Consider the following 21,068-nt stretch of genomic DNA (forward strand, 5'->3'; position numbering starts at 1 on the left):
GAACCGCGTTTGCTGTCACCCGCCGACACCTATGTGTATGAATACAGCTGGACACCCGATGGCCGCGGCTTTGTCGCCACCAGCGCGCAGGGCAATGGCGACAGCAACTGGTGGGTCGCCAAGCTCAGCCATATCGATGCGGCCACGGGCGCCCTGCGCGTGATCGCCTCGCCGGCCATGCAGCTGAACCTGCCTTCCGTCTCGCCGGATGGCAAGACGGTGGCCTTCATCGGCGGCCTGATGAGCGATTTCGGCTCCATCGGCGGCGATATTTATACCGTACCGCTGGCCGGCGGCACGCCGCGCAATCTCACGCCAGACTATCGCGGCACCTTCAATGGCGTCGTCTGGCGCGGCACAGGCTTGCTGGCGACCGCGCTGATCGACTCGCAACTGGCGCTGGTGCCTGTCGATGCGCAAAGCGGTCCGGCCCAGCCGGTGCTGCTCGGTGAGATCAGCAGTAGCGGCAGCGATGGACGTCTGTCGTTCAGCGCCGATGGCCGCCAAGCCGCTGCCGCACAGGAAGATTTTACGCACGCCAGCTACCTGGTGGCGGGACCTGTGGGCCAGCTGAAAAAGATCACGCGCGACAACGACGGCTTTGCGCCGCAGCTGACGGTGCAGAACGTGGGCTGGAACAACGAGCAATACAAGGTGCAGGGCTGGTTGCTGGGACCGTTGTCGGTGGAGGCCGGCAAGCGCTACCCGATGATCGTCAACGTGCATGGCGGCCCGGGCGCTGCCGCCTCGCCCCGTTATGTGGCGGCGAGCACCGTGATCGAGGAATTGACGCAAAAAGGCTATTTCGTCTTCCTGCCCAACCCGCGCGGCAGCTTTGGCCAGGGCCAGGCATTTACGCGCGCCAACATGGCCGACTTTGGCGGCGGCGACTGGCGCGACATTCTCACCGGCATCGATGCGGTGGAAAAAGTGGCGCCCGTCGACGGCCAGCGCCTGGGCCTGACCGGCCATTCGTATGGCGGCTTCATGACCATGTGGGGCGTCACGCACAGCGAGCGCTTCAAGGCGGCCGTGGCGGGGGCGGGCGTATCGAACTGGATCAGTTATTACGGCCAGAATGGCATCAACCAGTGGATGATCCCGTTCTTTGGCGCCTCCGCGTATGACAAGCCCGAGGTCTACCGCCGTGCCTCGCCCATCGAATCGATCAAGGCGGCGAAGACGCCGACCCTGATCTACGTGGGCGAGCGCGACGTGGAAACGCCGGCCGCCCAGTCGCTGGAATTCTGGCACGGCTTGCGCGCCATGGGCGTGCCGTCCAGCCTGTTCATCTACGACGGCGAAGGCCATTCCTTCCGCAAGCCCGAACACCAGCGCGACTTGCAGCAGCGTACCATCGGCTGGTTCGAGCAGTATCTGAAGTAAAGTCCGGTATTTAGCGTGGCGCCACAATATGCACGATCGCCGCGCTATGTATCACGATCTTGTCGGCATCTGCCTGCAACAGGCGGATGCGTCTTTTGACCAGCGGCCAGCCCGACCAGGCCACGTCGCTGACGGGCGGCGCGGCAGCGGGAGTCTGTGGCGCGCTGATGGTGGCCTTGTCATCGAGCTGTTCCAGCGCGCGCGACAGGGTCAAACACACTTGCGTATGGCTATGGCCAAGCAGGGCGTTGACGGGCGCGACGGGCAACTGGCTGGCGTGCCGGCCCAGGATCGAGCGCAGCGCCGCCACATGGGCCACCAGCAGGTAATTTTGCACGATGAACAGGTTGATGTCTTCCACGGCACGCTGCTTGCTGGCCGGTTCATCGAGCATGCGCACGAGTGCCGAGCTGAGCGCGGCCAGGCTATCCATCAAACGCTTGCGCTCGATGCGGTAGGCGAAATCATCGAAACATTTTCCCTGCAGTAGCGCGAAGCTGGCTTGCATATAGCTGAGGTTCACGTTCAGCACCTGGCGCACCAGCCGCGGCAGGCTCTGGTATTCCCAATTGGCCAGCACAAAGCTGAACACGGTGGCGACCGCCGCGCCGATCAGCGTGTCGATCAGGCGTTCGCTGACCAGGTTCGGGTTGCTGGGCGCCACCAGATGCATCTGCAACAGAATCATCAGGCTGACGGCGATGGCTGTGTAGCGGTAGCGCAAATAGATGAAGGTGGGCGTGGCCACGATGGAGAGAAATAAAATGCCCATCAGCACGATATTGCTGTGCACGAAGCGGATCACGATGGCCGTGACCACGCAGCCGATGATGGTGCCGATGATGCGGTCGGCGCGGCGCTGGCGCGTCATGCTGAACGTGGGGCGCAGGATGATGACGATGGTGAGCACGATCCAGTAGCTGTGCGCCGCGTACGGCAACCAGTGGCCGATCAGCAATCCCACCGAGATGGCCATCGAGACGCGCAGGGCGAAGCGGAACACAGGTGAATCGAGGCGCAGATTCGACAGCAGGGTTTTCAGTTCATACTTTTGCTGCGACAAGAACGGCGCCATGTCCGCGCCGCTCCAGAATGGCACGTCGGCATAGACTTTTTGCGTCGCCAGGTGCAGCTCACCGATCATTTTTAAAATGGCGCGGATCTTGTTGCGCTGCGCGCGCAGGGTCGCCAGCGCTTCCTGCGCAGCGTCGCCTTGTGCGTGCAGGCGGGCAATTTCTCCTTCGATATCGGCCCATTCCTTGTCGTAGCTGATCTGCGCATACGAAGCGCGCTTGCGCGTGACGGCATACGCCACGGCTTCGATATCGCGCGCCGCCTTGTAGGCGAGGTCATGCAAGGATTGCAGTACCTCGGAGTCGGCCAGGTGCTGGCGCAGCAGCGCGTAATCCGTGTGCGTGGAAAGGATCAGTTCATATAAATCGAGCATGCACACGTGCACCTGCACCACGATGGCATCCTTGCTGTTCTTGTGGCTGCGCAGAATCAGGTCGCGCGACGCTTGCTGGCGGTCGGCCAACATGCTTTGATGGCGCACCAGCTTGTTGAATTGCTCCGTCAGGTTGAAACGCGTGTCGTAGAAATCGGCCTTGATGTCGATGTAGGCGGCTAACTCGAACAGGGCTTCGGCCAGCACTTGCTGTTTGATGCGGTGGCGCAAGACCCAGGCGATGGCCATGGCGTAGGCCAGATAGATCAATCCCCCCAGCATGAACAGGCCTGCGTGGTGAAACGATTGCTGCCACGTCATCTGGTGCTCCATCGACATGGTCATGATGAACAGGGCGGCCAGTTGCAAGGGCATGGATTTCTTGCCATACACCACCATCATGCTGGCGAGAAAACTCACGAGGACGAGCACCGTCATCAGCAGCCACTGCACGGGCCCGCACAGGCTGATCAACAAGGTGACGGCGCTGCACAGCAGGACCGAGGCCAGCATTTCGTTGAACTTGTGGCGCAGCGGGCTGGGCATGTCCATCAGGGTCGTGCACAGGGCGCCGATGCACACCGTCATGGCGGTGGCGCTGTCGCTGATTTCCTGGACCAGCAAGGCCAGGCCGACCAGGCCGATGGCCACGCGCAAGCCCAGGTAAAAATAATGGCTGTAAATAAAGGTGCGCAGGTTCAGTGCGTAGTGCATGGGATTACCTTGTGGGCAGGGCACAGAAAGAGGCGCCGCACCGGGATCTCCGATGCGGCGCCAGGATGTTGCAGTCGCTACAGCCCGGATTTACATCAGGGCAATGACAGGATATCTCCGCCATTCCGGCTCGGCAAAGCGCTGGCAGTGCTCAAAAATGAAGTCGAGCACGGCTTCCTGATTGCTCAGCAAGGCCGGATTCGCTGCTTTCCAGTCGGCAAACTTGGCCGCCAGTGCAGGCTCATCGCGCAGCAGCTCGGATGCCATGTCTTCAAAGACGTAATCGGAAAACGCTTCTTTCTTCTCCAGCACGCTGTTGAAGAAACCCCAGCGGAAGAAGCTGTCGTGCGCCTGCGGTTCCAGCGTTTCCACGGCGTAGCGCGCGTTGTCCTGCTCCAGGGACACTACATAGTCGCCCGCCTGCACGGTGAATTGTGCCGTGCGTGCTTCCACGTCCACCGTATCGTGGAACATATGGCCTTCGTAGGCGGTGGCCCGTGTGCCGACATTGGTGATGTGATAGTAGCGTACCGTTAGCGTCTGTTCGGCGGTGATGCGGCTCATTTCGACGCCGTTCCAGCGCAGGCGCTCGATCACTTCGCGCCACGCTTGCGGCACGACATAGGCTTTCGGCGCGGCCACGGTGACGTCCGCATCGAAGCGGTTGTAGTAGGCGATATCGCGTTCCCACGGCTGCGAACGGTCGTAGGACAGGCGCTGGTAGTCGCCCAGGATACTCGGCGTGTATTGCGCCGCGTAGCCCTTGAAGGGGAAGGTGGACGGTTGCGCTTCGTTCATGGCCCAGTGGATCGGCCACTCGGCTTGCGTGCGGCCGGCCGCCTTGGCTTGCGCGCGCAATTGGCGGATTGTCTCGCCATGTTCGATGGTGAACGCCATCGTGATGTCGAGCAGCGCGCGCATGGAAGCGTAGCGGTCGGCAAACGGTTTCAGCATGTGCGTTTCCGGCATGAAACCGATGACGTGATGCAAGGCCGCAAAACCCGTCGAGAAACGCGGTACTTCGAGGAATTCGGCGATGCCGTGGTCGGGGCTGTCCTTGACGGGATTCACATACGGGCAGGTGGGCCAGCCGGCGCTTTCCATTGCCGCAAAGATGTGCGGCAGCATGGTGTCTTGCAGGAAGGGGCCCAAGCCATTGCCCAGCTTATCCGTCTGCGTGTGGATCAGGGTCATCGTGTACGGGTAGTCGGCGCCGTTCGATGTGTGGGTATCGACCATCACGTCCGGGTCCCAGCTGGCCAGCAGGCGGTTGAACACTTGCGCGTTCAGGCTGTCGCACTTGATGAAATCGCGGTTCAGGTCCAGGTGGCGGCTGTTGCCGCGGAAACCGAATTGCTCCGGGCCATCCTGGTTCACGCGCGAGGTGTTGGCTCGGTTCAGGCTGCCATCGACGTTGTAGATCGGAATGAACAGCAGCACGGTGCTGCCCAGCGCCGCCAGGCGCTCGGGCTGCGTGCAGAGGTCGCGCACGATGGCCATGCAGGCGTCGATGCCTTCCGGTTCGCCCGGGTGGATGCCGTTATTGTTGAAGAACACGGTGCGCCCTGCGCGCTTGATCTGCTCGCGGTCGAATACGCCATCGGCGCTGACGACGCCAGCGTGGATGGGCACGCCCGAGTCGGACAGGCCGATCTGTTCGAAGTGCAGCACCTGCGGATAGCGTGCGGCGAGATCTTGATAGAAGGTGATGCATTCCAGCCAGGTCGTGGTCTGGTTATGGTTACCGAGTTCGTAGGTCGTGCGCAAGTCTGGTGGCATAGCGGTCTGAGTCTGGGAGGGGGAAGGCGCGCTGGGTAAGTACGCCCGCTAGGAGCCAATTGTAGCACCGGCGCTCCTGCCTTGAGGCGTCGCAGGGGCTTGCTGCAGTACTTGTGCTATGAATACGTTTCACACGCAAGGATGGAGGCGGCATGGTGAAGACGGCGACTGCGGCAGCGATGGCGGCGCTGGTGTGGTCGATTTGCCTGGCGGCACAGGCGGCGCCGTTGCGCTTGCCGGCGGGCAAGGGGCCGGTGGCGCAGGGCGGCTCCGTGACGGCCGCCGCGCAGGGGGCGCTGATACGCTACCGGGGCTGGCTGGTGGCCGTCGATGGGGCAGTATCGGAGGAGCGGCCCGATGTCTTGCTGACATCGGCCGATGCGGGCCAGGCGCCGCGGCTGCAGATCGGCTCCATGCGGCGCAGCTTGCCCCTGTGGTCAGCCTTCGAGTTGATCAAGGGCAGCACGCGCTTGCGCATCACGGCGCTGCCGGGACCTGAGGCGCCCGCGCTGCTGCTCGATTTTGGCGAGGCCGATTATCGCATCGTGATTCTCGCCGCCAGCATAGCCGGGCCAGCCTATCCGCTGCTGGCGCAGCGCTTTCCCGGCGCCGACCTGGCCTTGCTGCTGCAGGATGGCCGGCGCGTGATGTTGCCGCTGGGAAGTGGCCGCGCGCCAGTGTTTGGCGAGGAGCAAGCCGTGCCTTACCGCTTTGCCAAAGTAAAACGTTAGGCGAAAAAAAGCCACTCCCGCAGGAGTGGCTCAGGCTAAAGCGCCCGTTGCCGGGTTATGGCTTGTTGTTATTCAGCGCCCATTTCTTTCAGCAGGTTGTCGGCGTGGTCGATGTGCTTCATGTTCCACAGCATGTAGCGCAGGTCGACCTGGATCGAACGGGTGTTGGCCTTGTTGTAGTCCCAATCGGAGATGATCGAGTCCAGCGTGCCGTCGAATGCCAGGCCGATGAATTCACCTTTCGAGTTCAAGGCAGCCGAACCGGAGTTACCGCCGGTGATGTCCAGGGTGGCCAGGTAGTCGACCGGCACGGTTTTCAGCTTCGGATCGACAAATTTGCCGAAGTCCTTGGCTTTGATCGCCGCCAGTTGTTTCGCTGGTGCATTGAACTCGCCTTCGCCCGTGGCTTTGGCGGCGACGCCATTGACGGTGGTGAACGCGGTCCAGGTGGTGCCGTCGGCGCCATGGTCGCGGCCGGCAACTTTGCCGAACGTGACGCGCAAGGTGCTGTTGGCGTCAGGGTAGACGGCCAGGCCTTTGCTCTTCATGAAGGCAATTTTTGCTTTCATGTAGTTGGCGTAGGCTTGCTGGATCTTGCCTGCCAGTTCTTCGTCTTCCGCTTCGTTTTTCAGCGAATCCGGATACATGGCGACGGCTGCCTGGATGAAGCTGTCCTTGCTGGCCTGGAATTCGGCTGGCGTGCGTTTCAGCCATGCCGCGCGTTCTTCCTTGTCGGCCAGTTTGCTGCCCGCATACAGTTTGTCCAAGGCGGCGGACAGGTCGGCTGGCGACATGCCGTCCTTGATGCCGATAGCGGCGTCGAAGCTGGCGCGGCGTTGTGCTGCCGGTTGCGCGGCGTACTTGGTCAGGCTGTTCAGTACCAGCGCCTTGTCGACTTTTTCATCGTAGGTGCGCTCGACCGACGTGACGCCCGAGGCCAGGCGCGGCAAATCGCGCGTCTGGTAGCCGGACTTGCGTTCCGTATCGGCCTTGGTGCTTTCGTTCGACAGGCGGTACAGGCTGCGTGCCGTGTTCAGCAGGCGTGGCTGTGCGTAGCCCAGGAAGAAGTCGCGCTTGGTGTCGGCATCGCGTTCGGCGATCAGCTTTTCCACCTGCTCGATATCGCCGGCAAACTCCGCCTTGCGGGCGGCATTGGCGTTGACCCAGGTTTTCAGGGCTTCGTGTTCCGTTGTCTTGCGCGCCAGGAAGTCGCTGCCGGCGTAGGAATCGAGCATGCCTTGGCGGTTCTTGTAGTAATTGTTCACGCCGGCAACTTGACCCGCGTATTTCAGCGCGACATCCTTGTTGTCCTTGGTTTCGCGCGCGATGATGGCCAGGGTTTCGCCCGACGCTTTCACGAAGGCCGGGTAGTTCCAGTCAAACGTGAACGCCACTTCGGATGGCAGGCGGTGACGGTTGGTGCGGCCAGGGTAGCCCAGCGCCATCACGAAATCGCCTTCTTTCAAGCCATCCTTGGCCAGTTTCAGCACGTGTTTTGGCTGGTACGGCACGTTGTCCTTGCTGAAGTCGGCAGCTTTGCCATCACGGCTGACATAGGCGCGGTAGAAACCGTAGTCGCCCGTGTGGCGTGGCCACATCCAGTTGTCGGTGTCGCCGCCGAACTTGCCCACGCCCGCTGGAGGCGCGTGCACCAGGCGCACGTCGCGGATTTCCAGTTGCTTGATCAGGTAGAACTCCAGGCCGCCGTAGTAGCTCGACACGGTGCAGCGGAAGCCCGCTTCTTTTTCGCATTCGGCGACCAGTTTTTTCTGGTTTTTCTCGATCGCGTCGATGCGTGCCTTGCCTTGCAGCTTGGCCACGTCGCTGGTGATGATCTTGTCGCTGACATTCGTCACGGCCGAGGTGACGAAGATGCGGCTGCCCGGAGCGGCCGGCAATTCTTCAGCGAAGGTCTTGGCCAGGAAACCGTTGGCCAGCAAATCGCGCTCCTTGGTCGAATTGACCGCCACGCTGTTGTAGACGCAATGGTGATTGGTGGCAACCAGGCCTTGCGGCGAGACGAACGAGGCCGAGCAACCGCCCAGGCTGACGATGGCGCCCATCGGGAACTCGGTCAGTTTGGTCAGGGTGGTCGGATCGAGTTTCAGTCCGGCCGCTTTCAGTTCCTTGGCTACTTGTGGCAGCTGTTGGGGCATCCACATGCCTTCGTCGGCGTGTGCGAAATTGCTCAGGATGGCGAGCGCGATGAGAGATTTTTTCATTCGAGTTCTGTTCTTTTACATTGTAGGGAAGTCGGAATCAGCGGAGTACCCGCTGATTGTGCAGCGGGCGACCTAGAGTATCCGTATCGAACTCGCACTAGTCAATCACATTTTCCGGGCAGCATGTTCTTGTGTATTTGTATAAATAGCATGTTTTTCGGTGGCGTAGGGGCAGGAACCGGCCGCCAGCCCGCATTTTTCCGTGCGGCGACTGTAGTATTGTCCATACGTGTCCTAGCAGCAATAAAAGTGGCCGGGCGCTTGTGCGGCCCGGCCACCTCGTGAGGCACGGTGTGTTGCCGGTCTAGCGGATTTTGCCGCGGCGCAAAAGATTCACGATGCCCAGCAGGATCACGGCGCCCAGGAACGAGACCAGCAGCGAAGACAGGCTGAAATTGTCGCTATTGATGGTGCCCGTGCCGAACAGCGGCGCCAGCAGCCAGCCGCCCAGAAAGGCGCCCACGATGCCGACGATGATATTGAGGAAGATGCCCTGTTGCGCATCGGTTTTCATGACCATGCTGGCCAGCCAGCCGATGACGCCGCCAATAACGATCCAGATAATGAAATTCATGTAGTCCTCCGCGCGATGGGTGAATGGAGTGCCATGTTAAAAAAACATTATGCCAGGTGATACTGATGCCGCACGATAGAAAAGTCCAGCGGATTTGCGTCGCGCATGCAAAAGCCCGCCTGGCTGCGGGCAGCGAGGCGGGCTTGTCATGCGACAAGATGAGGTTTAATCGGCCTTGATGGCTTCCACCTGGATGGCCAGTTTGACTTCCGGCGAGAACGCCGGCATGCCGTAGTTCAGGCCAAAGTCGCTGCGCTTGAATTCCGCGCTGGCATCGGCGCCGCACACTTCACGCTTGTAGCGCGGGTGCATGATGCACTTGAATTTGCTCACGTTCAATTTGACGGGCTTGGTCACGCCCAGCAGGGTCAGTTCGCCATCGACTTCCACCAGCTGATCGCCGTTGAACTTGAACGACTTGCTCTTGTAGGTGATAGCCGGGAATTTTTCCACATTGAACATGTCCGCTTTTTTCGCGTGCGTGTTCATGGCGTCGAGGCCGAAATCGATCGAATCGGCATCGATGACCAAGTCCAGGCTGCCCGTCTTGGCGGCGCGGTCCAGGGTCACGGTGCCCTTGGTCTTGTTGAACTTGCCGCGCCAGACGGACATGCCCATGTGATCGGCTTCAAAGCTGGGGAAGGTGTGCGTCGGGTCGAGGTTGTAGGTGTCGGTAGCGGCCATGGCCGAACCCGCGCCGGCGGCTGCCAGCACGGCGATCATCAAGTGCGAAAATTTCATTGAATTCCTAGAGTTAAATAACGAGAGATAAAACGATTATTGGGCGGCAACGTGGAATTTTATTGTGACTTCATCCGCGACCATGCTCGTGTCTTTCCACTCGCCTTCACCGATGTTGTAGGTCAGGCGCTTGATCGGCAGGGCGCCGTCAAACGCGTATTTGCCGCCGTCGGCTTTCACCGCCAGGGGGAAGCTCACGTCGGTGGTCTTGCCTTTGATGCTCAGCTTGCCCGTCACCGTCAGCTTGCCCGCACCGGCGGCCTTGATGCTGCTCGAGACAAAGGTGGCTTTCGGGAACTGGGCCGAGTTGAACCATTCTTTCTTCGCCACTTCCTTGTTGTATTCCGGATCGCCGATATCGATGCTGGCCGTCTCGATGTCCACCGACGCCTTCGAGGCATCCGGCGTAGCCGGGTTGTATTCGATGGCGATATTGAATTTCTTGAACTTCGCTTCCACGGGCACGTTCATTTGCTTGAACACGGCCGACACGCTGGTCTTGGCGGGATCGACTTTCAGCAGGGTGGCGGCGGTGGCGGCCACGGACAGGCCCAGCAGGGAAGCGAGGACGAGGCGTTGGGTGGTTTTCATCTTGTTTTTTCCTGTGTTTCAGTGAGCAAGGGGAGGACGTTATGGCAGCATGCGTTTCAGCACGCCATCGCGGTCGATGAACTGGTGCTTCAGCGCCGCCAGCACATGGGCGGCCACGGCGGCGGCCATCGTCATGTTCAGAACATAATGAATTTCTTTTAAGAGTGGCTTAAGTTCCGGGTTCGGCGCCATGATGACGGGCAGCTGGAACAGGCCCAGATAGACCACCGGCACACCGGCGGCCAGGGTGTACAGGTAGCCGGAAATGGGCACGGCGAAAATCAGGATATACAGCAGCACGTGCATGGCGTCGGCCGCCTTCTTTTGCCAGGCAACCATGCTGGCCGGGTGCGGCGGCGGCACGTTGGCCTTGCGCCACAGCAGGCGGATGGCGGCGATGGCCAGCACGGTCACGCCCAGCCACTTGTGCCAGGAGAAATATTTGAGTTTGGTGGGCGTCAGGCCGGGAATGTCCGTCATGACCAGGCCCATGACGAAGGCGCTGATGATCAGCAGGGCGGTCAGCCAGTGCAGGATGATGGCGGTGGTGGTGTAGCGTTGCATCGGCGGCTTTCTTGAATGTAGTACGTATTAGGACTAATTTGGCCTAATATACCAAAGAAAAGCAAATTACGCTGCGTGCTGCAGATTCTACAAGAAAGAGCGCCGGAAAAACCGCGGGGCGGGCAGCATTTGTATGCTGGCCGCCCCGCGGGAGTGGATCTGCTTGATCCAGATACAGATTGTGGCTTAGATTGCCTTGGCCAATTGCGCCGCGATACCGATGTAGTTACCCGGCGTCATGGTCAAGAGCACGTCCTTGGCATCCTGCGGGATGGCCAGGCCGTTGACGAAGGTTTGCAGCGCTTCTTTCGAGATGCCCTTGCCGCGCGTCAATTCTTTCAGTTGCTCGTACGGATTTTCGATGCCGTAGCGGCGCATCACGGTTTGTACGGGCTCGGCCAGCACTTCCCAGGTGGCGTCCAGGTCTTGCGCCAGGCGCGCGTGGTTCACTTCCAGCTTGTTCAGGCCGCGCAGGCAGCTGTCATAGGCCAGCAGGGTGTAGCCCAGGCCCACGCCGATGTTGCGCAGCACGGTCGAATCGGTCAGGTCGCGCTGCATGCGCGAGACGGGCAGTTTTTCCGACAGGTGTTTCAGGACGGCATTGGCCAGGCCCAGGTTGCCTTCCGAATTTTCGAAGTCGATCGGGTTGACCTTGTGCGGCATGGTCGACGAGCCGATTTCGCCCGCTTTCAGTTTTTGCTTGAAATAGCCCAGCGACACGTACGTCCAGATGTCGCGGTTCAGGTCCAGCAGGATCGTGTTGGCGCGCGCGAAGGCATCGAACAGTTCGGCCATGTAGTCATGCGGCTCGATCTGGATGGTGTACGGGTTGAAGACCAGGCCCAGGCGCTGTTCGATGACGGCCTGCGAGAATGCCGGCCAGTCGAAGCCGGGGTAGGCGGACAGGTGGGCGTTGTAGTTGCCGACGGCGCCATTCATCTTGCCGAGGATTTCCACTTGTTCGATGCGCTTGACGGCGCGCTGCAAACGGGCCACGACGTTGGCCATTTCCTTGCCCAGGGTGGTCGGGCTGGCCGTCTGGCCGTGCGTGCGCGACAGCATCGGCACGTCGGCATTGTCGTGCGCGATCTGCGTCAGCCTGGTCACCAAGCCTTGCAGGGCCGGCAGCATCACGCCGTCGCGCGCGGCTTTGAGCATCATGCCGTGCGAGGTGTTGTTGATGTCTTCCGAGGTGCAGGCGAAATGGATGAATTCCGACGCCGCCACCAGTTCCGGCACGTCCGCCACTTGTTCCTTCAGCCAGTACTCGACCGCCTTGACGTCATGGTTGGTGACCGCTTCGATGGCCTTGATGCGGGCCGCGTCGGCTTCCGAGAAGTCCGCTGCCATCTTGTCGAGCAGGGCGGTTGCCTCCGCCGAGAACGGCTTGATTTCGGCGAAACCGGCTTGCGACAGCGCTTGCAGCCAGGAGATTTCCACTTTCACGCGGTGGTGCATGAAACCGGCTTCGGACAGGATCGGGCGCAGCAGATCGGTCTTGCTGGCGTAGCGGCCATCGAGCGGAGACAGGGCCGACAGCGTGGAATACGGAGGTGTAGAAGTCATGAGAGCGGACGCAAGTTAAAGAAACGGTTGGCGTGTGGCGCGCGGGGAGGGCAGGGCTATTGCAATACAGCAACACTGACGGCGCCACAGTAAAGGGCGATTTTACCACCGCTGGCCGCTGGCCAGCCGCCCGTCGGCCGCCAGCGCACCGCAATCTGGCCGAATCCGGCCCCGATGCGGCATGCCTGCCACACTGCGGGGAGCGCCGGGCGCGCGCTGCCAAACGCCGCTGCCGCCGATGCTATACTGCTTGCTGCTCCTTTACCTTAAAGTACCTATGAAACTGATCGGCTCCCTCGCCAGCCCGTATGTCCGCAAAGCCCGTATCGTGCTGGCGGAAAAAAAGCTCGACTATGTCTTTGAGCTGGAAAACGTGTGGGTGCCGGAAACCCGCATCGCCCAGGCCAATCCCCTGGGCAAGGTGCCCTGCCTGGTGATGGAGGATGGCAGCACGCTCATCGATTCGAAAGTCATCGTCGAATACCTCGACACGCTCACGCCCGTCTGCAAACTGCTGCCGGCCGGCGGCAATGGCCGCGAGCGGGCCGATATCAAGAACTGGGAAGCGCTGGCCGACGGCATCCTCGACGCGGGCGTGCTGGTGCGCCTGGAGCGCACGCAGCGCCCGCCGGAGCAGCAAAGCGCGGCCTGGATCGCGCGCCAGCTCGACAAAATCACGCTGGGTCTGGCCGCGCTAGAGGCGCGCCTGGGCGAGAGCGCGTATTGCGCCGGCCGCAACTACACCCTGGCCGACGTGGCCGTGGGCTGCGCGCTGGGCTGGCTCAGCTTCCGTTTCCCGGAAATCGACTGGCGCGCCGAGCATCCCGCGCTGGCGCGCCTGTTCGACAAGCTGTCCGAACGGCAGTCGTTCAAGGACACCGTGCCGCAGTGAGCGCACGATGACCGGAACTGATTCGAAGGCGCAGCAACGCCTGCAGATGGCCGATATCGCGCGCCTGGCTGGCGTATCCACGTCCACCGTGTCGCGCGCGCTGAGCGGCAGTTCGCTGGTCAACGAAGAGACGCGTGCGCGCGTCATCGCGCTGGCCCGTTCGCTCAAGTATTCCATCAATATCGGCGCGCAAAACCTGCGCCTGAAACAGAACCGCACGGTGGGCGTGGTGGTGCCGTATGACGCGGCCACGCGCCAGCACTTGTCCGACCCTTTTTTCCTCAGCATGCTGGGCAGCCTGGCCGATGCGCTGACGGAGCAGGGCTTCGACATGCTCATTTCGCGCGTGGATGCCGAAACGCTCGATGCGGCCGCCCAATCCTTCGATAGCGGCCGCGTGATCGGCATCATCCTGATCGGCCAGTGGCGCCACCATGAACAACTGAACCAGCTGGCCGCGCGCCAGGTGCCCATCGTCGTGTGGGGCGCGCAATTGCCGCAGCAGCTGTATTGCACCGTCGGCGGCGACAACGTCGCCGGTGGCAGGCTGGCCACGGAACACTTGCTGGCGGCGGGGCGCACGCGCATCGCCTTCTTTGGCGACGCCAAGCTGCCCGAAGTGGCGCAGCGCCACCAGGGCTATGCGCAGGCGCTGGCCGCGCAGGGGCTGGCGCCCGACCCGCAGCTGTACGTGGCCGGCTCCTTCCTGCCGCAGGGCGGCGCGACGGACGTGCAGGAACTGCTGGACCGCCACCTGCCGTTCGACGCCATCTTTGCCTGCAGCGACTTGCTGGCCATGAGCGCCATCAGCGCCCTGCGCGCGCGCGGCCTGGCCGTGCCGGAACAGGTGGCCGTGGTCGGCTACGACGATATCGAACTGGCCGCGTATTTCCATCCGCCGCTGACCACCGTGCGCCAGCCGATCCGCGCCGCCGGGCGCGCGCTGGTGGCCTCGCTGCTGGCGCTGGTCGACGGCGCGCCTGCGCCATCCCGGCAATTGCCAACCGAGCTGATCGTGCGCGCTTCGGGCCGCTGAGGCGCGCATTGTCTCTTGTTTGCAACCGATTGCAATAAATTCAAATTTATCCGTTTATTTTCATGCTGTGCCGCAGCATGAAAACCCTCGTATTCGCCTCAACTTCCCCATATTTAGCTCCGTTCCACCCGTAAAATTCTCTTAAAAACAACAACATTTTCATGTTGCAGTGCTCGATTGCAATCGATTGCAATAAATTCTTATTCGTTGAATAATGACGTACCGGCTCAGCCAGCGCGCCACGGCATGCAGCGGCCAGGACTCATAACAAGCCGATACCTCGATGTATCGGCATACAACACTGGAGACAAGATGAAGACACGTACTGCTCAACGCGGCTGCATGGCCGCAGCCGTCGCCCTGGCCATGCTGCAATTGGGCGCCGCCCAGGCACAATCGGCCGGCGACACCGCCAGCGCCGCCCCCGCCGATGGCCTGAACCTGGAACGCATCGTGGTCACGGGCAGCACCGGCGGCACCTCGAAAATGAAATCGAGCAATTCTGTCAGCAGCATGGAACTCGACACCATCCTGCACAACGCGCCGACCAGCGCCGCCGAAGTCCTGCGCTCGGTGCCGGGCTTGCGGGCCGAATCCTCGGGCGGTGAAGGCAATGCCAACATCACCGTGCGCGGCCTGCCCATTTCCGCCGGCGGCGCGCGCTATGTGCAGATCCAGGAAGACGGCTTGCCGGTGCTGCAGTTCGGCGACTTCAACTTCACCACGCCCGACAGCTTTGTCAAGATCGATTCCACGCTCGACCACCTGGAAGTGGTGCGTGGCGGTTCGGCTTCCACCCTGGCCACCAACTCGCCGGGCGGCATCATCAATTTCATCAGCAAGAATGGCAAGGAGCAGGGTGGCAGCGTGGCCATCAGCCGCGGCCTGGGCTACGACCAGACGCGCGTGGACTTCGATTACGGCGCGCCGGTTTCGGAGCGCACGCGCTTCTTCATCGGCGGCTCCTGGCGCACGGGCGAAGGCATCCGCCACAGTGGCGTCAACAGCGAAAAGGGCGGCCAGATCCGCGGCAATGTCACGCATGAATTCGACAGCGGCTTCGTGCGCCTGTCGTTCAAGCACCTCGACGACCAGTCGCCCACGGCCTTGCCGGTGCCGGTCAGCGTGCGCAATGGCCGCATCACGGAAATCGCCGGCATCGACCCGCGCAAGGCCAGTTTCTATTCGCCGTACTGGGTGCCCGACATGGTGCTGAACAAGGATAACCAGCGCGTGGCCACCAATGTCAACGACGGCTTGCACGTCAAAAGCGATACCGTGGGCCTGGAAGCGTCGTTCAAGCTGGGGCAGGGCTGGAGCGTGAGCGAAAACTTCCGCTACGCCGACAATTCGGGCCGCTTCATCGGCGTCTTCCCGTCGAATAACGGCAGCGACGGCAGCTATGTGTTTGCCAGCGGCCCGAATCAGGGCAAGCCCTACACGGGCCGCGCGTTTTCCGCCGTGGTGTTCAATACCTCGATCGACGACGCCAGCAATACCCTGAGCGACACCAAGCTGGCCAAGACTTTCGTGCTTGACAGCGGCAAGCTGACCACCACGGCCGGCCTGTACCTGTCGCAGCAAAAGCTGGGCCTGACCTGGAACTTCAATGAATACCTGATGCAGGCCACGGGCGACCAGCCGGCGCTGCTGCAGACGGCCAGCGGCACGCCGGGCTACATCGGTCCGGCCTTCGGCGCCTGCTGCTCGCGCGCCGTCGACATGGAATACCGCACGACGTCACCGTACCTGAACCTGGCCTGGGAAAGCGGCGCGCTGAACCTCGACGGCGGCCTGCGGCGCGACCGCCAGCACGCCAGCGGCACGGCCAATCAGGCGACCGGCGCGCAAGCCTATCTGCCGTCGACGGTGCAGCAGGTCGACTACACGCTGGGCCACACTTCGTACTCGCTGGGCGCGAACTACAAGCTGCAAGCCAACCTGGCCGTGTTTGCCCGCGTCAGCGAAGGCGTGGCCTTCAATGCCGACCGTATCCTGTTCGGCACGCCGCTCGACGGCAGCGTGCCGGTGGCCATCAATACCGTGCGCCAGCTCGAAGGCGGCGTGAAATGGCGGCGAGGTCCCCTGAGTACCTTCGTCACCGTGTTCCAGGCCAAGACCAAGGAAAGCAATTACGAGGCGACCACCCAGCTGCGCACGGCCAACAGCTATGCAGCCAAGGGCGTGGAGCTGGAAGCGGCCTACAGCGCCGGCGACTTCCGCATCAATGGCGGCCTGACGTTCACGGATGCCGAGATCACGGGCACGGCGGCGGCCGACGTGGCGCTGATCGGCAATACGCCGCGGCGCCAGGCGCGTGTCGTCTACCAGCTCGCGCCCACCTATGAATGGGGACCGGCCACCCTGGGCGCCAGCCTGGTCGGCACGGGCAAGTCGTGGGGCGACGATGCGCACACGATCACCTTGCCCGCCTACCAGGTGCTCAATGCCTTCGTCAATTACCAGCTGACGCCGCAAATGCAGGTGGCGCTGACGGCGAACAATCTGCTCAACAAGATCGGCTATACGGAAGTCGAGGGCGATGGCCATGCGGCCCGCTCGATCACGGGGCGCGCCGTCAAGGTCAGCCTGAAATACGCATTTTAAGCAAGGATAGGATTCATGATGTCGATACGCAGCCCCCTGGCGCGCCTGCTGGCGCCGCTCCCCACGCACTTGCGCGACGATGCGGCGCGCCGCTACGCGCGCCAGGAGGCGGTCTTGCTCGACCGCCTGGGCAGCCTGTATGGCCAGCGGCCGGACTTCCTGCCCTGGCTGGGCGACCTGATGGAAAGCGTGGGGCGCCTGTACGCGGCGCGCGCGCCCGAACTGCGGCGGCAGGATGCGCAGCGCGAAGCGCAGCCGGACTGGTTTGCCAGCCAGTCCATGCTGGGCTACAGCGCGTATGTACAGCGCTTCGGCGCCAATTTGCAGGGCGTGGCCGCGCGCATTGGCCACCTGCGCGAACTGGGCGTGACGTACCTGCACCTGCTGCCGTTTTTGCGTGCGCGCGCCGGTGAAAGCGATGGCGGCTTTGCCGTCGCCAGCTTCGAGGAGGTCGACCCCGCGCTGGGCAGCAATGCCGACTTGCTGGCGCTGACGGCGCAGCTGCGCGCGGCCGGCATCAGCCTGTGCTCGGACCTGATCCTCAACCACGTGGCCGACGACCATGCTTGGGCGCTGGGCGCCAAGGCGGGCGATCCGCTGCTGCGCGAATTTTTCCACACCTATCCCGACCGCGCGCAGCCGGACCGCTACGAGCAAACGGTAGGCCAGGTATTCCCGCAGGCGGCGCCGGGCAATTTCACCTTCGTGCCGGAGCTCCAGCGCTGGGTCTGGACCACGTTTTATCCGTATCAGTGGGACTTGAACTACGCCAATCCGGCCGTCTTCGCGGCCATGGCCGGCGCCATGCTGGGCCTGACCAACAAGGGCATCGAAGTGTTCCGCCTCGATTCGACGGCCTTCCTGTGGAAGCGCGAAGGCACCGACTGCATGAACCAGCCCGAAGCCCACAGCCTGCTGCAAGCCTTGCGGGCGATTGCCGCCATCGTCGCGCCGGGCGTGCTGCTCAAGGCCGAAGCCATCGTGCCCACGCCCAAGCTGCCCGCCTACTTTGGCAGCGATGCCGCGCCCGAATGCCATATCGCCTATCACAGCAGCCTGATGGCCGCCGGCTGGGGCGCGCTGGCGGAGGAAAGCACGGACTTGCTGCAGCAGGTGATCGCCGCCACGCCGCCGCTGCCGCCGGCCGCAAGCTGGCTCAGTTATGTGCGCTGCCACGACGACATCGGCTGGAACGTGCTGCTCAATGAAGCGGGCGCGGACGGGCCGGCGCGCCTGGCGCGCATCGCTCGCTTCTTTGCCGGTGCCCCCGGCAGCTATGCGCGCGGCGCCGCCTTCCAGAGCAGCAGCGCCGACAAGGCGCATGGCAGCAACGGCATGGCCGCCTCGCTGGCAGGCCTGGAAAGCGCCACCACGGTACAGGAGCAGGAATATGCATTGCGGCGCCTGCTGCTGCTGCATGGCCTGGCCTTGAGCTTTGGCGCCTTGCCGGTGCTGTACATGGGCGATGAACTGGGCATGACCAACGATCACAGCTACACGCAGCGCGCCGACCGGGCGCTGGACAGCCGCTGGCTGCAGCGCCCCGCGTTTGACGACAGCCTGCTGGCATGGCGCCACGATGGCGTGAGCGCCAGCGGCCGGCTGTACCTGGCGCTGCGCCAGCTGGTCGACGCGCGCAGGCGCTTGCCCGCCCTGGCCGCCGCCGCGCCGCGCCGCGTACTGCCCGCCGACACGCCGGCCGTGCTGGCGCTGCTGCGTGGCGACGCGTTTCTCAACCTGAGCAACTTCAGTGGCGCCAGCCAGCGTTTCACCTTGCCTGCGGGCGAATGGCGCGACAGCCTCGATGGCAGCGTGCTGGCCGGCACCGTAGGCCTGCAGCCATGGCATATGCTGTGGCTGGAGCGGGAGCAAGAGCAAAAACGGGAACCAGCATGAGCGACGCCAGCACGCACCGCCCGCATCTGTCGTTCTGGCAGATCGTCAACATGAATGTCGGTTTTTTCGGCATCCAGTTCAGCTTTGGGCTGCAGCAAAGCAGCATGAGCCCCATCTACAAATACCTGGGCGCCGACGAGGCGAGCCTGCCATATTTATGGCTGGCCGGTCCCATGACGGGGCTGCTCGTGCAACCCCTGATCGGCGCCATGAGCGACCGCACGGTGACGCGCTGGGGCCGCCGCACGCCGTACTTCCTGATCGGCGCCATCCTGTGCAGCCTGGGCCTGCTGGCCATGCCGTTCAGTCCCACCCTGTGGATGGCCGCCAGCCTGCTGTGGATACTCGACGCGGCGAACAACGTGACGATGGAGCCGTACCGCGCCTTCGTCAGCGACAAGCTCGACAAGAAGCAGCACTCGCTGGGTTTTCTCACGCAAAGCGCGTTTACGGGACTGGGGCAAACGCTGGCCTACCTGACGCCATCGCTGCTGGTCATGCTGGGCATGAACAAGGATGCCGTCAATGGCAGCCATATCCCGCACATCGTCATCGCCGCCTTCCTGATCGGCGCCGTGTTCTCGCTCGCCTCGGTGCTGTGGACACTGAAGACGACGCCGGAAAATCCGCTCACGGCGGCCGAGCTGGCGGCCATCCGCAGCCGCCCGCCGGGCTGGCGCCACACGCTGGCCGATATCGGCGCGGCCCTGCGCGAGATGCCGCCGACGATGAAGCAGTTGGCCCTCGTCAACCTGTTCCAGTGGTACGCCATGTTCTGCTACTGGCAGTACATTGCGCTGTCGCTGGCGGCGACCCTGTTCCACACGACGGACCCGGCGTCGCAAGGCTTTCGCGACGCGGGCCTGCTGAACGGGCAAGTGGGCGCCTTCTACAATTTCATCGCCTTTATCGCCGCCTTTGCGCTGGTGCCGTTCACGCGCCGTTTCGGCCCCAAGCGCATGCACAGCCTGTGCCTGTGCGCGGCCGGTATCGGCATGCTGAGCATCCCGCTGATCCACAGCCCGGCGCTGCTGTTGCTGCCCATGCTGGGCGTGGGCCTGGCCTGGGCCAGCATCATGGGCAATCCCTACATCATGCTGGCCGGCTGCATTCCGCCCGAGCGCACGGGTGTCTACATGGGCATCTTCAATATGTTCATCGTCATCCCGATGATTATCCAGATCTTCACCCTGCCCCTGTACTACCGCAGCTGGCTGGGCGGCAATCCGGAGAACGTCATCCGGCTGGCCGGCGCCCTGTTGCTGTGCGCGGCGGTGGCGGTGCTGTTCGTCAAATTGAACGGGCGCCAGGGCGCTGGACGGCTCTAAGTACAGGCGTAAAAAAACCGGCAATTGCCGGTTTTTTTTGTTCCACCAACGATGTTACGACACCTGACAAAACCGTAGCGAGCGGAAGGAAGAGGTGGCCGAGAAGCGCAACCGTACTAAAGTACGGTGAGCATCGCAGGCCGCCTATGCCGACGCGCAGTAGGTTTTGGCAGGTGTCCTCATTACTCTTCGACGGCCATCTGACTTTGCAGGTAGTTCTGGATGCCGACCTTGGCGATCAGGTCGATCTGCGTTTCGAGCCAGTCGATATGCTCTTCCGTATCTTCCAGGATCATCAGGAACAGGTCGCGCGAGACGTAGTCGCCCGCTTTTTCGCTGATGGCGATGCCTTCCTTGACGGTGGCGTGCGCGGCGCGCTCCAGCTTCAAGTCGCATTCCAGCATTTCCGGCGTGTTCTCGCCGATCAGCAGCTTGTGCAGCGCTTGCAGGTTAGGCAGGCCGTCGAGCATCAGGATGCGGTCGATCAGCTTGTCGGCGTGTTTCATTTCGCCGATCGATTCTTCGTATTCCTTCTTGCCCAGCTTTTCCAGGCCCCAGTGCTTGTACATGCGCGCATGCAGGAAGTATTGGTTGATGGCCGACAGTTCGTTGGTGAGCTGTGCGTTGAGCATGCGGATGACTTCTTTATCGCCCTTCATGGGAATTCCTTTGTTCTGTGTCGCGTTCGATGATGAAACCGGAGGCTGCTGGCGCTCACTGCCGGGTGGCGCAGGGCTGCCTGGTGGCGTGCAGGTTGCCGGTCTCGCTATGCCCGCATGATAGCGCAAAATAGGGGCGTTTTTTGCTGCGAAACGGTGTCTTTCCGTCTTTTTAACGTAAATATCGTGCGAATAAAACCCATTCTCAAATGGATTGCCCCATTTTTCCGTTTTTTATTTGTCAAGGAAAATGCAGGCCATTCTCATTCGCGTTCCCGCTGCTATTTGGCTGCGTTGAAAAGGCGGGAAATGTTGCTCCGTTCTTGCTTTTGTGT

At 62.3% G+C, this 21,068-nt stretch carries 16 protein-coding genes; 7 read left to right on the forward strand and 9 right to left on the reverse strand.

The features are described 5' to 3' along the window. On the forward strand, positions 1-1,386 hold a 1,386-nt coding region (locus tag K0F86_RS00275; protein ID WP_219132432.1), incomplete at its 5' end, for a S9 family peptidase. A 10-nt stretch (positions 1,387-1,396) separates the two neighbouring features. Here K0F86_RS00275 and K0F86_RS00280 read toward each other — a convergent pair. Further along, on the reverse strand, positions 1,397-3,547 hold the full coding sequence (locus K0F86_RS00280) for an FUSC family membrane protein (protein ID WP_219132433.1): 2,151 nt from the start codon (positions 3,545-3,547) through the stop codon (positions 1,397-1,399). 90 nt (positions 3,548-3,637) lie between these two features. Beyond that, a complete protein-coding gene (locus K0F86_RS00285; protein WP_219132434.1) occupies positions 3,638-5,326 on the reverse strand; it encodes a M14 family zinc carboxypeptidase in 1,689 nt (562 codons plus the stop codon). Between the two features lie 155 nt (positions 5,327-5,481). Between K0F86_RS00285 and K0F86_RS00290 the strand changes: the two genes are divergently transcribed. Beyond that, positions 5,482-6,057: a hypothetical protein gene (locus K0F86_RS00290; protein WP_219132435.1), complete on the forward strand. Its 576-nt coding sequence runs from the start codon at positions 5,482-5,484 to the stop codon at positions 6,055-6,057. Positions 6,058-6,125: 68 nt separating this feature from the next. Here the strand turns inward: K0F86_RS00290 and K0F86_RS00295 are convergent, their stop codons facing one another. From K0F86_RS00295 to purB, 6 genes are all read right to left on the reverse strand, one after another. Next, positions 6,126-8,279, reverse strand: coding sequence for a S46 family peptidase (locus K0F86_RS00295; protein ID WP_219132436.1), 2,154 nt, complete (start codon positions 8,277-8,279; stop codon positions 6,126-6,128). A 304-nt stretch (positions 8,280-8,583) separates the two neighbouring features. Further along, positions 8,584-8,853, reverse strand: coding sequence for a GlsB/YeaQ/YmgE family stress response membrane protein (locus K0F86_RS00300; protein WP_092802933.1), 270 nt, complete (start codon positions 8,851-8,853; stop codon positions 8,584-8,586). Between the two features lie 165 nt (positions 8,854-9,018). After that, positions 9,019-9,594, reverse strand: coding sequence for a YceI family protein (locus K0F86_RS00305; RefSeq protein WP_219132437.1), 576 nt, complete (start codon positions 9,592-9,594; stop codon positions 9,019-9,021). 36 nt (positions 9,595-9,630) lie between these two features. After that, positions 9,631-10,185 (reverse strand): YceI family protein, encoded by a 555-nt coding sequence (locus K0F86_RS00310; protein ID WP_219132438.1) that lies wholly within the window; start codon positions 10,183-10,185, stop codon positions 9,631-9,633. A 39-nt stretch (positions 10,186-10,224) separates the two neighbouring features. After that, positions 10,225-10,749: a cytochrome b gene (locus K0F86_RS00315; RefSeq protein ID WP_070311507.1), complete on the reverse strand. Its 525-nt coding sequence runs from the start codon at positions 10,747-10,749 to the stop codon at positions 10,225-10,227. 186 nt (positions 10,750-10,935) lie between these two features. Beyond that, positions 10,936-12,315 carry an adenylosuccinate lyase gene (gene purB, locus K0F86_RS00320; protein WP_219132439.1) on the reverse strand — a complete coding sequence of 460 codons (1,380 nt, stop codon included), beginning with the start codon at positions 12,313-12,315 and terminating at the stop codon, positions 10,936-10,938. A gap of 277 nt (positions 12,316-12,592) precedes the next feature. Here purB and K0F86_RS00325 point away from each other — a divergent pair, with 277 nt between their 5' ends. From K0F86_RS00325 to K0F86_RS00345, 5 genes are all read left to right on the forward strand, one after another. After that, on the forward strand, positions 12,593-13,207 hold the full coding sequence (locus tag K0F86_RS00325; protein ID WP_219132440.1) for a glutathione S-transferase N-terminal domain-containing protein: 615 nt from the start codon (positions 12,593-12,595) through the stop codon (positions 13,205-13,207). A gap of 7 nt (positions 13,208-13,214) precedes the next feature. Continuing rightward, the gene (locus K0F86_RS00330; RefSeq protein ID WP_257571916.1) at positions 13,215-14,243 is read left to right on the forward strand and encodes a LacI family DNA-binding transcriptional regulator; all 1,029 of its coding nucleotides are present in this window, start codon (positions 13,215-13,217) and stop codon (positions 14,241-14,243) included. Positions 14,244-14,555: 312 nt separating this feature from the next. After that, positions 14,556-16,850, forward strand: a complete 2,295-nt coding sequence (locus K0F86_RS00335) for a TonB-dependent siderophore receptor (protein WP_219132441.1) — start codon at positions 14,556-14,558, stop codon at positions 16,848-16,850. Positions 16,851-16,865: 15 nt separating this feature from the next. Further along, positions 16,866-18,746: an alpha-amylase family glycosyl hydrolase gene (locus K0F86_RS00340; protein ID WP_257571917.1), complete on the forward strand. Its 1,881-nt coding sequence runs from the start codon at positions 16,866-16,868 to the stop codon at positions 18,744-18,746. Next, positions 18,743-20,074, forward strand: coding sequence for an MFS transporter (locus tag K0F86_RS00345; protein WP_219132442.1), 1,332 nt, complete (start codon positions 18,743-18,745; stop codon positions 20,072-20,074). Before K0F86_RS00340 ends, K0F86_RS00345 begins: the two co-directional genes overlap by 4 nt. 182 nt (positions 20,075-20,256) lie before the next feature. Here K0F86_RS00345 and bfr read toward each other — a convergent pair whose 3' ends face one another. Continuing rightward, positions 20,257-20,733 carry a bacterioferritin gene (gene bfr / locus K0F86_RS00350; RefSeq protein ID WP_010401839.1) on the reverse strand — a complete coding sequence of 159 codons (477 nt, stop codon included), beginning with the start codon at positions 20,731-20,733 and terminating at the stop codon, positions 20,257-20,259. Positions 20,734-21,068: the final 335 nt, after the last annotated feature.

The sequence above is a fragment of the Janthinobacterium sp. UMAB-60 genome, from assembly GCF_900095235.1.
In the GTDB taxonomy this organism is placed as follows: domain Bacteria; phylum Pseudomonadota; class Gammaproteobacteria; order Burkholderiales; family Burkholderiaceae_D; genus Janthinobacterium.